Annotated in this window: 16 protein-coding genes and 1 rRNA gene; 16 read left to right on the forward strand and 1 reads right to left on the reverse strand. The window is 39.7% G+C overall.

What is annotated here, in order from left to right; translation table 11 throughout:
* The first annotated feature begins 14 nt into the window (after positions 1 to 14).
* From rrf to rsmI, 14 genes are all read left to right on the forward strand, one after another.
* Positions 15 to 130 (forward strand): 5S ribosomal RNA (gene rrf / locus LC033_RS09840).
* 172 nt (positions 131 to 302) lie between these two features.
* Positions 303 to 494 (forward strand): sigma factor G inhibitor Gin, encoded by a 192-nt coding sequence (locus tag LC033_RS09845; protein WP_226568081.1) that lies wholly within the window; start codon positions 303 to 305, stop codon positions 492 to 494.
* 128 nt (positions 495 to 622) lie between these two features.
* Complete coding sequence (locus LC033_RS09850) at positions 623 to 1237, forward strand: 5-bromo-4-chloroindolyl phosphate hydrolysis family protein (protein WP_226568082.1); 615 nt, start codon at positions 623 to 625, stop codon at positions 1235 to 1237.
* Positions 1238 to 1256: 19 nt separating this feature from the next.
* Positions 1257 to 2321: a toxic anion resistance protein gene (locus tag LC033_RS09855; RefSeq protein ID WP_226568083.1), complete on the forward strand. Its 1065-nt coding sequence runs from the start codon at positions 1257 to 1259 to the stop codon at positions 2319 to 2321.
* 77 nt (positions 2322 to 2398) lie between these two features.
* Positions 2399 to 3808, forward strand: coding sequence for an aminotransferase class I/II-fold pyridoxal phosphate-dependent enzyme (locus LC033_RS09860; protein ID WP_226568084.1), 1410 nt, complete (start codon positions 2399 to 2401; stop codon positions 3806 to 3808).
* Positions 3805 to 4443: a dTMP kinase gene (tmk, locus tag LC033_RS09865; protein ID WP_226568085.1), complete on the forward strand. Its 639-nt coding sequence runs from the start codon at positions 3805 to 3807 to the stop codon at positions 4441 to 4443. The genes LC033_RS09860 and tmk overlap by 4 nt, the downstream gene beginning before the upstream one ends.
* A 77-nt stretch (positions 4444 to 4520) precedes the next feature.
* Positions 4521 to 4850: a cyclic di-AMP receptor DarA gene (gene darA, locus LC033_RS09870; RefSeq protein WP_024425625.1), complete on the forward strand. Its 330-nt coding sequence runs from the start codon at positions 4521 to 4523 to the stop codon at positions 4848 to 4850.
* Positions 4851 to 4862: 12 nt separating this feature from the next.
* On the forward strand, positions 4863 to 5303 hold the full coding sequence (locus LC033_RS09875) for a YaaR family protein (RefSeq protein WP_226568086.1): 441 nt from the start codon (positions 4863 to 4865) through the stop codon (positions 5301 to 5303).
* An 11-nt stretch (positions 5304 to 5314) separates the two neighbouring features.
* A complete protein-coding gene (gene holB / locus LC033_RS09880; protein ID WP_226568087.1) occupies positions 5315 to 6304 on the forward strand; it encodes a DNA polymerase III subunit delta' in 990 nt (329 codons plus the stop codon).
* Positions 6305 to 6306: 2 nt separating this feature from the next.
* Positions 6307 to 7134, forward strand: coding sequence for a competence/sporulation regulator complex protein RicT (ricT, locus tag LC033_RS09885; protein WP_226568088.1), 828 nt, complete (start codon positions 6307 to 6309; stop codon positions 7132 to 7134).
* Positions 7135 to 7148: 14 nt separating this feature from the next.
* Complete coding sequence (gene yabA, locus LC033_RS09890) at positions 7149 to 7502, forward strand: DNA replication initiation control protein YabA (protein ID WP_226568089.1); 354 nt, start codon at positions 7149 to 7151, stop codon at positions 7500 to 7502.
* A gap of 55 nt (positions 7503 to 7557) precedes the next feature.
* Positions 7558 to 8301: a tRNA1(Val) (adenine(37)-N6)-methyltransferase gene (locus LC033_RS09895; RefSeq protein ID WP_226568090.1), complete on the forward strand. Its 744-nt coding sequence runs from the start codon at positions 7558 to 7560 to the stop codon at positions 8299 to 8301.
* Positions 8288 to 8587: a GIY-YIG nuclease family protein gene (locus LC033_RS09900; protein ID WP_226568091.1), complete on the forward strand. Its 300-nt coding sequence runs from the start codon at positions 8288 to 8290 to the stop codon at positions 8585 to 8587. Before LC033_RS09895 ends, LC033_RS09900 begins: the two co-directional genes overlap by 14 nt.
* Positions 8562 to 9443, forward strand: a complete 882-nt coding sequence (rsmI, locus tag LC033_RS09905) for a 16S rRNA (cytidine(1402)-2'-O)-methyltransferase (RefSeq protein WP_226568092.1) — start codon at positions 8562 to 8564, stop codon at positions 9441 to 9443. The genes LC033_RS09900 and rsmI overlap by 26 nt, the downstream gene beginning before the upstream one ends.
* Before the next feature lie 44 nt (positions 9444 to 9487).
* Here rsmI and abrB read toward each other — a convergent pair whose 3' ends face one another.
* Positions 9488 to 9772 carry a transition state genes transcriptional regulator AbrB gene (abrB, locus tag LC033_RS09910; protein WP_003217913.1) on the reverse strand — a complete coding sequence of 95 codons (285 nt, stop codon included), beginning with the start codon at positions 9770 to 9772 and terminating at the stop codon, positions 9488 to 9490.
* Between the two features lie 521 nt (positions 9773 to 10293).
* On the opposite strand from abrB, the gene metG reads away from it, so the two are divergent.
* Together metG and LC033_RS09920 are read left to right on the forward strand one after the other, a co-directional pair.
* Positions 10294 to 12294 carry a methionine--tRNA ligase gene (metG, locus tag LC033_RS09915; RefSeq protein WP_226568093.1) on the forward strand — a complete coding sequence of 667 codons (2001 nt, stop codon included), beginning with the start codon at positions 10294 to 10296 and terminating at the stop codon, positions 12292 to 12294.
* An 81-nt stretch (positions 12295 to 12375) separates the two neighbouring features.
* Complete coding sequence (locus tag LC033_RS09920; RefSeq protein ID WP_226568094.1) at positions 12376 to 13143, forward strand: TatD family hydrolase; 768 nt, start codon at positions 12376 to 12378, stop codon at positions 13141 to 13143.
* The last annotated feature ends 6 nt before the right edge of the window (positions 13144 to 13149 follow it).

Consider the following 13149-nt stretch of genomic DNA (forward strand, 5'->3'; position numbering starts at 1 on the left):
TTCTCTCCATCAGGTTTGGTGGCGATAGCGAAGAGGTCACACCCGTTCCCATACCGAACACGGAAGTTAAGCTCTTCAGCGCCGATGGTAGTTGGGGGTTTCCCCCTGTGAGAGTAGGATGCCGCCAAGCTTTATAAGGATCAGTTCCAGACGGAACTGGTCTTTTTTGTGTTTTATAAGAAAAGGAACAAACACTCAATACGACATGGATACATATATTAAACTACCATCTAAAACATTCTTAATTTTGTATACAATTGAAAGCGCTAGGGCATACTGAAGCTATAAGTGGAGGTGTCACAATGAAAAAAAAAGAGCGAGAAGCGGTTTGTTTGATTTGTGAAGAGAAAAAAACAAAGGGAATTTATTTATATCATCAGTTTTTGTGCCGAGACTGTGAGCGAAAGTTAATATCTACATCGACCTCGGATCCTAGCTATGCCGATTATGTTAGAAAGCTGAAGAATCTCCATACGCCACCTTTGTATTCATAGACCATTAACTGGTCTTTTTTTATGATCTATGAAGGATTGGGACTGTTTTTTGGTACTTAGTTTGGACATAAACCGTAATAAATAATAAAATAAACAGAGAGCCTGATTATTCATAGGAGTCGATGGAAATGAAATCAATCTTTTTCGCATTTATATGGGCCTTCCTCTCTACTCTTTTTTCGTTTGTGATTTTAACTGTCAGTATTGGGGTTTTCCATTATCATGTTGGATTATCGATACTTTTTGCAATGATTGGGTGGGGCGTGATGTTTGCAGGGAGCAGATGGGTTGCTTTCCGGTTGTTTTTAAAGAAACACGGACTGTCTCGCAGTGATTATGTATATATTAAACAGCATCTAAAAGAAGCAGGACAAAAGCTGGTTCGTTTAAAGAAAGCTTTATTTGCTGTAAAGAACGTACAGACGATAAAACATAATTATGAAATCCTTCGGCTTGCACGAAGAATTTATACGATTACTAAAAAAGAGCCGAACCGATTTTATGATGCACAGCGGTTTTATTTTGAAAGTTTGGATTCTGTTGTTGAACTAACCGAGAAATATGCACTACTGTATAATCAGCCAAAACGTAGTCATGAGCTTGAAATGACACTGAGCCAAGCTCGAGTTACACTGTCCGAGCTGCAAAAGCAATTGGCGAATGATTTGCAGCAAGTTTTAGGAAGAGACATAGAAGCACTTCATATTGAACTTGAAGTGGCAGATAAAATGATCAAAAAATAGATGAAAGGAGTCAAACGTGATGAAACCAGAAGATCAAGTTACACCATCATCAGCATCTACTACAGATCTTCAGTTTCGGGTGTTTGATATTTTATCTGATGAGGAAAAACAAGAGGCTAAACAGCGTGCGGAAAAGATCCCTGACAATCCACAAAAGCTGCTTTTCTATGGTACACGTGTGCAGGAGCGGTTATTCGAACAATCACAACACATGATGCAGTATGTTGAGAAAAAAGATATTGATCAAATAGGAGCTGTGCTTGAGGCTTTTTTGCAGCAACTACATTTAGTGGATCCCGAGGATTTACTGCCAAAGAAGAGAGGCTTTTTTTTGAGGTTGTTTCAACGAGAGAGGCGTTCTACCCATGAGGTCATTTCTCGTTTTAAACAAGCAGAAGCTCAGATAGAGAGATTATCAGCAAGGTTGCGTTACGCAAGGGGCATATTAATTTCGGACCATAAGTTATTAGAGCGTTTATTTGAAGAAATTCAGTCTTATTTCCAAGAGATGACTTTACAGGTTGCAGCAATTGAAGAGAAATTGACACATTTAGAGCAGCAGGCCCTATCAGAAACGAAACGGTCAAATGATCGGACATTAGAGGAGCAATTGATGAGTCAGAAAGTAAATGAGGAGGAATATATGAAGAGATTGAAAGAACGGAAGTATGATTTGCTTTTAAGTCGTCAAATTGCACTGCAATGTAATGCTCAAATTCGAATGATTCAGCATACAAATCATACATTAGCCAACCACATTCAATCAACTATTTCCGCATCTATTCCTCTATGGATCAACCAAATGTCGATTGCGTTAACTCATATTCAGCAGCGAGCCAATTCCGCCCTTGAGCAGCGAATCCAGCAAACCTTTGAAAAGGTATCAAAGCACCAGGGACAGCTTCTTAAAGACGCATCTTTTACACCGATAGAAGCGTTGAAAAAGGTTCAACTCCAATTAGCCGAAACATTACAGGAAACCTTACAGGTGAAAGAGCATGGAAGCCAAGAGAGAGCTCAATTGAAAAGCAACATGTACGATGCAGAGCAGAAGCTGGCGAACCATAAACCAATAAAGGAATGAGAATCCATCTTTCAGTTCACTTGTTTGAACGTTATAATAGAAATAAGATATCGTTTAAGTGAAAAGGGTCGATTTGTTTGAAAACACCTTTATATACAGCATTATCACAACATGCGGAAAAGAAGCCTTATTCTTTTCACGTTCCAGGACATCACAATGGAGATGTCTTTTTTGATGAGGCACGGTCCTATTATGCATCAATTCTTCAGCTGGATGTGACGGAGCTTGAAGGTCTAGATGATCTCCAACACCCGACTGGTGTGATTCAAGAGGCAGAGGATTTATTGGCAAAGCTATATGGTGCAAATCAAAGCTTTTTCCTCGTGAATGGCACGACGGTCGGAAATTTGGCAATGGTGATGGCTACATGCGGTACAGGAGATGAGATTTTTGTTCAACGAAATTGCCATAAGTCTGTGTTCCATGCGATTGAGCTTGCAGGAGCAACGCCTATTATGTTAGAAACTGAGGTAGATCGACACTTGCACGTGCCAACACATGTTACTGATGAAACAGTCAAACAAGCCATTGCGAAATTTCCTAAATGCCGAGCAATCGTTTTGACCTATCCGAATTACTACGGACATGCAGCTGATTTATCAAATTTAGTAAAATTGTGCCATGATGCAGGGATCATCGTTTTGGTTGATGAGGCACATGGAGCGCATTTTGTATTAGGTGGTGACTTTCCTCCATCTGCTCTTTCCTATGGAGCTGATGTGGTGGTACAATCAGCACATAAAACCCTTCCGGCGATGACGATGGGGTCCTTTCTCCATCTTCAGGGCAATAGAATAGATTCGCAGTGTATAAAAACATTGCTAACGATGCTTCAAAGCAGTTCACCTTCTTTTCCAATTATGGCCTCGTTAGATGTAGCGAGAGCTTATGTTGAAGAGATGAAGGAAAAGAGAAAATTGGACGGATTGATGAGAGGGCTGGAAAAGCTAAAAAAACAGTTCAACCGTATCTCTCATCTTGAAGTGGTTGAGACTGACTCGCTATCTACCGATCCATTAAAATGCGTGATTCGTTCAACAAAAGGGCTGACAGGTTATGAACTAAAGAGGGTGCTTGAATCGGTAGAGGTTCACCCAGAACTCGCGGACGAACATCAAGTCTTACTCGTTTTTGGTCTAGGTCAGATGAAGGAGGTTCCTTTTACAGTCATAGAACAGGCCCTTCAACAAAGTGATTCATTACTTGAAGGCAAAGTGCAGCTTCAAAAGAGATCGCCATCAATAGAGCTCGTTAAGCAAAGACAAGGCATAGAAGTCGTCCCATTTGAAAAAGCAGCAGGCCGGATTAGTGCAGAATCGGTCATACCCTATCCACCGGGCATTCCTTTGATATTGAAGGGAGAGCGCATTGAAGTAGATCAGATTGCGACGTTAAGCCATTTGCTCGGGCATCAGGTTCATGTTCAAGCAAGTCAGGTGATTCACCAGAAAAAATTATATGTTTATATAGAAGAGGAGACACTATGAGTGGTATGTTTATCACGTTTGAAGGACCAGAGGGTGCCGGAAAAACGACAGTGATTCGAAAAGTGTATGAAGAAATGGAACGCCAAGGTTATGCAGTGACGGCGACACGCGAGCCGGGTGGTATCGAAATTGCTGAGCAGATTCGTGAAGTCATTTTAAATGAAAAAAATACAAAAATGGATGCGAAAACAGAGGCTTTGCTGTATGCAGCAGCAAGAAGACAGCATTTGGCTGAGAAGGTAGAACCGGCATTGCAGCGTGGAGACACTGTTTTATGTGATCGTTTTGTAGATAGCTCCCTTGCCTATCAAGGCTATGCGAGAGGTCTTGGGATTGAAGAAGTAAAATCGATTAATGATTTTGCCATTAATGGCACGATGCCTCAATTGACCATTTACTTTTCCATTACGCCGGAGGAAGGACTAAAGAGAATCGATGCCAACCGAGGAAGAGAAAAAAATCGACTAGACGTTGAAGCGCTGAATTTCCACCAGCTGGTCAGAGAAGGCTATGAATTGTTGATTACGCAATCACCAGAACGATTTCGTGTTGTGGATGCGTCTCAGCCGATGCAGGACGTCTATGAAGAAGTACTTCTGTTGATTCAGGACACATTAAAGAAAAATCAAATATGACCTGATTCCCAATCGTTGTTATAATATAGAGGAAGACATCGGCATGTCATCTGCCTAAAACAAAGGAGGCCAATCGAATGAAACTAATTGTTGCCGTTGTACAGGATCAAGATAGTAGCAAATTGTTGAAGATATTGACTGAACATCATTTCGGCGTGACAAAATTAGCTTCAACTGGTGGGTTTTTAAAGTCTGGGAATACGACTTTTATCATTGGTTGTGATGATGTCCGAGTGGATAAAGCATTACAGCTTATAAAGGAAAATTGCCGTAAACGTGATCAAATGATTGCGCCAGTATCACCAATGGGCGGAAATGCAGATTCATATGTACCATACCCTGTTGAGGTTGAAGTTGGTGGAGCTACTGTCTTTATTCTGCCAGTTGAACAATTTCATCAATTTTAAGGATGGGTTGCTGTGAAAATTAATCAAGATATGCGGCTGCTTTTAAAAAAGCGCGAACTTCAAGCAATTAAAGGAAGCCAGACGTCTGCCTCTTTTAAAGCTTCTATGGAGACGCAAAGCGGCAAAATGCGTTTAGAACAACTGACAGTCATGCTGAGTGATATCGAAGTGTTTGGTAAAAAGTTGACAAAGTCACGAAACCTAAAGGATTTGGCCAGGTTTAAAGGACTTGTGAAGCGTTTTGTGAAAGAGACAGTCGATAATGGATTAAATATAGAGACATCAAGGAGCTTTGACCTTTACGGCAACACACGAACACTCGCTTTAGTCAAAGCATTAGATGAAAAGCTTGTTGAATTAACAGAGGATATGATGGATCAAGAGAAACCATCGATTGATTTGCTTGAACGTATTGGAGAAATAAAAGGTTTGTTGATTAACCTTTACACATAGAGAGTGATAACATGGCAATTAGCTGGGATGACATGAATGATTTGCAGCCGCGCGTCATGCGGCTGATTTTTAATAGTATTGATAAAGAGCGACTTGCTCATGCTTACTTATTTGAAGGGAAAAAAGGGACAGGAAAGCTAGATGCTGCGATGCTTTTGGCTAAGAGCTTTTTTTGTTTGGAAGCAGGAGTGAAACCATGTGAATCCTGCCAAAACTGCAAAAGAATTGAGTCTGGCAACCATCCAGATTTACATCTAGTGCAGCCTGACGGCCAATCGATTAAGAAAGCGCAAGTGCAGGCATTGCAGGAGGAATTTACAAAAGCAGGTGTAGAATCACACCGAAAAATGTATATCATTCTTCATGCAAACAAAATGACGGTCAATGCCGCGAACAGTTTATTGAAGTTTTTAGAGGAGCCTAATCGGGAAACGATGGCGGTTTTAATCACTGAGCAATCACATAAAATGCTGGATACGATTATTTCAAGATGTCAGATGCTTAGTTTTCAGCCGCTGCAGCCACAATCCTTGGAGCAGCAGCTTTTACAAGAAGGTGTAACTCAGCATCTTGCAAGACTTTTGTCGAATTTAACCAATAATTTAGCAGAAGCACTAGAATTAAGTCGAAATGATCAGTTTGCAGAGTCTAGAGCGAAAGTGATAAAATTGTATGAAGTCTTACACCAGCGAAAAGAACATGCATTTTTTTATATACATGATCAATGGATGCCCTTTTTCAAAGAGAAAGACCTTCAAGACACAGGTCTGGATATGCTTTTATTTATATATCGTGATGTATTGTCGATTCAAATAGGAAATGAAGATAAAATCATTTATCAAGACTTATTCCAGACAATGAAGCAGCACGCGCTGCATTCCACACAGCAGATGGTGACAAACCAGATACTTGCTGTATTAGAAGCGAAAAAGAGACTTCAATCCAACGTGAATGCCCAAGGGCTAATGGAGCAATTGGTGTTGATGTTGCAGGAGGGATAAGCTTGTACAACGTAATTGGTGTTCGCTTTAAAAAAGCGGGCAAAATCTATTATTTCGATCCTAATGGATTTCATATAGAAAATGATAGTTGTGTCATTGTAGAAACGGTCAGAGGGGTTGAGTACGGACAAGTGGTCATCGCGAACAAAAAAGTAGATGAACACGATGTGGTTCTCCCTCTACGTAAGGTAATTCGTGTAGCAGACGAACGAGACCGGCTCATTGTTGAGGAAAACAAAGAAGCAGCGATGTCAGCCTTTGATACATGTCTTCAGAAGGTAAGTGAACACGGTCTGGAAATGAAGCTAGTTGATGTTGAATTCACATTTGACCGAAACAAGGTCATCTTCTACTTCACAGCGGATGGCAGAGTGGATTTCCGTGAGCTAGTGAAGGATCTCGCATCGATCTTCAAGACGAGAATTGAGCTTCGCCAGATTGGTGTAAGAGATGAGGCAAAAATGCTAGGCGGCATCGGTCCTTGTGGACGAATGCTTTGCTGTTCAACATTTTTAGGAGATTTTGAACCAGTGTCCATTAAAATGGCAAAAGATCAAAACCTGTCTTTAAACCCTACGAAAATTTCAGGGCTTTGCGGACGTTTGATGTGCTGCTTGAAATATGAGAATGATGAGTATGAAACGGCGAAAGAACAATTACCGGATATAGGTGAAACGATTCAGACGTCTAATGGCTCTGGAAAGGTAGTAGGACTCAACATTTTAGAACGAATTTTGCAAGTTGAATTAACTGGGCAAGAAAAAGTGATAGAATATACTTGGGAAGAATTATTACAAGAAGGCGTTGTATCTGCACAAACAACTGAGTAACGAGGTGTGCCACCTTGGATAAAAAGGAACTATTTGATACGGTGATCAATTTAGAAGAACAAATCGGTTCTCTTTATCGCCAGCTAGGTGATTTGAAAAATCATATTGGTGAAGTGATTGAAGAAAATCATCAGCTTCAGATGGAGAATCAGCACTTGCGTGAACGTCTGGATCAGTCAGATCAAGACAAATCGCCTAAGGCGAAGAATGATTTTGCCCAGAAGCCAAGTCATTATGATATAGGAGAAGGTCATGATAACCTTGCTCGTTTATATCAGGAGGGCTTCCATATTTGTAATGTACATTATGGGAGCATTCGTAAAGAGGGAGACTGTTTGTTCTGTCTGTCATTTTTAAATAAAAAATGAGAAAAGGCTTCCGCTGAATCGGGAGCCTTTTTCACAGGAAGAGAAAGGATACAGCATGGTTTCATTAAGAGAAGATGAACGTTTAGATTACTTGCTCGCTGAAGATATGAAGATTATACAAAGTAAAACAGTGTTCGCCTTTTCATTGGATGCGGTATTATTAGCAAAATTTGCTTATGTTCCGATTCAAAAAGGGGAGATTATTGATCTTTGTACAGGAAATGGCATTGTGCCGCTTTTGCTTTCGACTCGTTCGAAGGCCTCTATTACAGGTGTTGAAATTCAAGAACGCTTGTTTAATATGGCAAAGAGAAGTGTGGAGCATAACCAATTACAGTACCAGATTGAATTGATTTATGGTGATTTGAAGGATATGCCAGAACGCTATGGCAACCATAAGGTAGATGTGATTACATGTAACCCGCCATATTTTAAGACACCATCTAAGGAAGAAATCAATGAAAATGAATATTTGGCGATTGCACGTCATGAAATTCATTGTACATTAGAAGATGTCATTCGTGTGTCTTCCACTCTGCTGAAGCAAGGAGGCAAATTGGCAATGGTCCATCGTCCAGGACGTTTGCTTGAGATTGTTGAACTGATGAAGAATTACCGAATTGAGCCAAAAAGAATTCAATTTGTTTATCCTAAACAGGGAAAAGAAGCCAATACTATCTTAGTAGAAGGCATTAAAGATGGAAAGCCAGATTTGAAAATCCTGCCGCCACTTTTTGTTTATGGGGAAGACCAAGAGTATACAGAGGAAATCAGGACGATACTGTATGGAGAAGGATAATCATTACTTTTATGTATTGAAATGTGCAGATGGCAGTTTATATGCTGGGTATACAAATGATCTGCAAAAAAGGCTAACCGTTCACAATAGTGGTAAGGGCGCAAAGTATACAAGAGCGAGACGACCGGTTGAACTGTATTACCATGAGTGCTTTTCAACCAAAAGGGAAGCAATGCAGCAAGAATATCGTTTCAAAACATGGACCCGTCAAAAGAAAGACATGTATATAGAAGAAATGCGAATGGAAAAGGAGACGGCACATGCGAAAGACACAGAAAAGCTTTGATGGTCATTCAGATATGGGAATACTTTATCTCGTACCAACCCCGATCGGAAATTTAGAAGATATGACGTTCCGAGCGATACAAACGTTAAAAGATGTAGACTATATTGCCGCAGAAGATACAAGACAAACGAAAAAGCTTTGTCATGTATACGAAATTGATACTCCGTTAACAAGTTATCATGAGCATAATAAAGATAGCAGTGGTCACAAATTAATTGAGTGGTTAAAAGAAGGAAAACATATTGCACTAGTGAGTGATGCTGGTTTACCAACTATTTCTGATCCAGGATCTGAAGTGGTTCAAGACTTTACGAAAATCGGAGGCTATGTGATTCCGTTACCTGGTGCAAACGCAGCACTAACAGCACTCATTGCCTCAGGGATCGCACCTCAGCCTTTTTTCTTTTACGGTTTTCTTGATCGTCAAAAAAAGGAAAAGAGAAAACAGCTGGAAGCACTGAAAAAACGCCAAGAAACGATTATTTTTTATGAAGCCCCCCATCGGTTAAAAGAAACGCTGACTGTTATGAAGGAAGTGTGGGGAAACCGAAACATTGCCATTACGAGAGAACTGACAAAAAAATTTGAAGAGTTTATTCGTGGAGATTTAGAGTATGTGCTGATGTGGGCTGCGGAGCAGCAAATTCGTGGCGAATTCTGTCTTGTGGTACAAGGAAATGATCAAGGAGAAGAAGAGCTGAATGAAGAAGCCTGGTGGAAGCCCTTATCTGAAAAAGAACACGTGATCCATTACATAGAGGAAGGATTGACGTCGAAGGAAGCCATTAAGCGTACAGCTGTCGAACGAGGTGTGCCAAAGCGCACGATATATGATGCCTATCATATTGAACAATAAAGAAAGGTTCTTGCAAACGGAGCAAGAACCTTTTTATATAAAACTTATTTTTGTGATTGAAGTTGGTTTTGGATTTCGTTAATGATTTGCTCTGCACCTTCACGGCTAAGAACTAATTTACCATTAGCAAGTTTAAGGTTATCGTCTGATACTTCACCTGTTACTTGGCAGGTCATGTTTGGTTTATATTTTTTTAGAATAATTTTTTCATCATCAACATAAATTTCCAAAGCGTCTTTTTCAGCGATTCCTAAAGTACGGCGAAGTTCGATTGGAATCACCACGCGTCCTAATTCGTCAACCTTACGTACAATACCTGTAGATTTCATCTTCATTCTCCTCCCAAAAAGTTCTTATTCTTAATATAAGATTATCTTCGTCATTATTCGACAAATTCCTTACATTCCTAGCATAACAAGGTTTCCATAAATCGTCAATCATTTTGTTTACTATTGTTTGTAAAATATAACTCTTAAAGTCAAAAGGCCTTGAAACTATTGATGTATAAGGATTCTTCGGATTTCATCTATGAAATATGATAAATGGCGAATACAGATTGACAAGACTTTTGCCCTAAATTAGACAATTGTAAATCTGGAAGTAGATTTCATACGACAATATTCGACAAAATGTCGAGCGGTTTGTCGTCTTTTTAGAAAAACTCATCTTTTTCGATCATTTCAGCCCATTCTATGTATATATGCTTGATCTTAAAGACTAAGATGGTATCATAGAGAAGCATAAGCGCAAAAAATAATTGCATATTTCACATTTTAACGAAGTTATCATAACCGCTCTCGTCCATTGGGCGGGGGTTTTTAATATTTACACAAACGCAGGAGGTTCCGACATGCCGGAAAAGAAAAAAACGTTTTATCTGACAACACCTATATATTATCCGAGCGGAAAATTACATATTGGACATGCTTATACGACAGTGGCAGGAGATGCCATGGCTCGTTATAAACGTCTTCAAGGCTATGATGTGATGTATTTAACAGGTACAGATGAGCACGGACAAAAAATTCAGAAAAAAGCAGAAGAGCAAAATATTAAACCCATTGAGTATTTAGATCCAGTCGTTGCAGACATCAAATCATTATGGAAGAAACTCGACATTTCAAATGATGATTTCATCCGTACAACGGAAAAAAGACATACGAAAATCATTGAGCAAGTATTCCAAAAGCTGCTTGATCAAGGAGATATCTATTTAGATCAATATGAGGGCTGGTACAGTATTCCTGATGAAACATTCTATACAGAAACACAGCTTGTTGATGTTGAGCGAAATAAGAAAGGTGAAGTCATTAGTGGGAAAAGCCCTGACAGTGGACACCCTGTTGAATTGATTAAAGAGGAATCATACTTCTTCCGTATGAGTAAGTATGCGGATCGTTTACTAGACTATTACGAAAAGAACCCATCATTCATTCAGCCTGAATCAAGAAAGAATGAAATGATCAATAACTTCATTAAACCAGGCTTAGAGGATTTAGCTGTATCAAGAACAACCTTTGATTGGGGAATTAAGGTACCTAATAATCCGAGACACGTTATTTATGTATGGATTGATGCTTTATTTAACTATTTAACTGCGATTGGCTATGGAACAGATCCGGATAAAAAATATAAAAAATATTGGCCTGCTAATGTGCATCTTGTAGGGAAAGAAATTGTGCGGTTCCATACAATTTATTGGCCGATTATGCTAATGGCACTTGATCTGCCACTACCGAAACAAATTTTCGCACACGGCTGGCTACTCATGAAAGATGGCAAGATGTCAAAATCAAAAGGGAACGTGGTAGATCCGGTCTCATTAATTGATCGTTATGGCCTTGATGCCCTTCGTTATTATCTGCTTCGCGAGGTACCATTTGGTGCGGATGGTGTGTTTACACCAGAAGGATTCGTGGAACGTATAAACTATGACCTTGCCAATGATTTAGGGAACTTGCTTAACCGTACGGTTGCCATGGTGCAAAAGTATTTTGACGGTACATTAAGCAGCTATAAAGGTCCTGTCAATGAGTTTGATGAGGAGCTTAAAGCGGTGGCTGAACAAACGGTGAAAGCCTATGAAGAAGCAATGGAAAACCTTGAATTCTCGGTGGCTCTTTCAAATGTTTGGACATTAATTAGCAGAACCAATAAATATATTGATCAAACAGCTCCATGGGTGTTAGCTAATGATGAGACGAAACGAAAAGAATTGCATTCTGTCATGTATCACTTAGCAGAATCACTTAGAATCACAGCAGTGCTATTAACACCATTCTTAACAAAAACACCTGAGAAAATCTTCTTCCAGATTGGAATTGAAGAACAGAAGCTCAAAAGTTGGGACAGCATTCTTTCTTTTGGTGCGATTCAACAAGCGAGGGTACAAAAAGGAGAGCCTTTGTTCCCGCGTTTAGAGGTTGAAGAAGAAGTAGCCTACATTAAAGAAAAAATGCAGGGAAGTGCACCTAAGGTAGAAGAAGAGAAAGTTGAAATAGAAGAAACAGAATTACCTGAGCTGGGAGCAGAAATTGCATTTGATGATTTCTCGAAAGTCGATCTTCGAGTCGCTCAGGTTTTGGAAGCAGCCCCAGTGAAAAAAGCGGATCGTCTTTTAAAGCTTCAGCTTGATTTTGGATTTGAAAAAAGACAAATAGTCTCTGGGATTGCCAAACACTATCAACCAGAAGAATTAGTAGGGAAAAAGCTCGTTTGCGTAGCGAATCTTACCCCAGTTAAACTCAGAGGGGAAATCTCCCAGGGGATGATTTTAACTGGAGAAACTGGCGGGAAATTGCAAGTTCTTGAAGTAGATCAATCTCTAGCGAATGGAACAAAAATTTTATAAATCAACAAAGGTGTTCCACGTGTAACATTTCGTCGAACACCTTTTGTTTTTTAGGAGAATTGTCGAAAGGAGAAATCAATGATGTTATTTGATACACATGCCCACTTAAATGCGGAACAATACAATGAAGACTTAGAGCAGGTAATTGAAAGAGCGAAAAGTGAAAAGGTAGAGAAAATCGTGGTGGTCGGGTTTGATCGACCAACAATTACGAGAGCGATGGAATTAGTTGAAGAGTATGATTTTATTTATGCGGCCATCGGTTGGCATCCTGTTGATGCAATTGATATGACAGATGAGGATTTGGTTTGGATCAAAAAATTATCTCAGCACGAAAAAGTCGTTGCCATTGGAGAAATGGGTCTCGATTATTATTGGGACAAGTCGCCAAAAGATGTGCAAAAAGAAGTCTTTAGACGTCAAATTGCTCTTGCAAAGGAAGTGAACCTTCCAATCATCATTCATAATCGTGACGCAACGGAAGATGTCGTGATCATCTTAAAGGAAGAGGGAGCGGCGGCTGTTGGAGGTATCATGCACTGCTTTACAGGAAGCCTCGAAATCGCAAAAGCCTGCATGGATATGAACTTCTATATTTCATTTGGTGGTCCCGTGACATTTAAAAATGCGAAAAAACCGAAGGAAGTTGTAAAAGACATACCGAGTGATCGACTATTGATTGAAACAGACTGCCCATACTTAACACCAGCGCCATTTAGAGGGAAGCGCAATGAGCCAAGTTATGTTAAATATATCGCAGAACAAATTGCTGAATTACGAGAAATAAGCTTTGAAGAGCTTGCTGAATTGACAACAGAAAATGCGAAAAAAGTTTTCCGTATAAACTGACAGTAT

Origin of the sequence: Bacillus stratosphericus (assembly GCF_020524495.1) — a bacterium.
Taxonomy (GTDB): domain Bacteria; phylum Bacillota; class Bacilli; order Bacillales; family Bacillaceae; genus Bacillus; species Bacillus stratosphericus_B.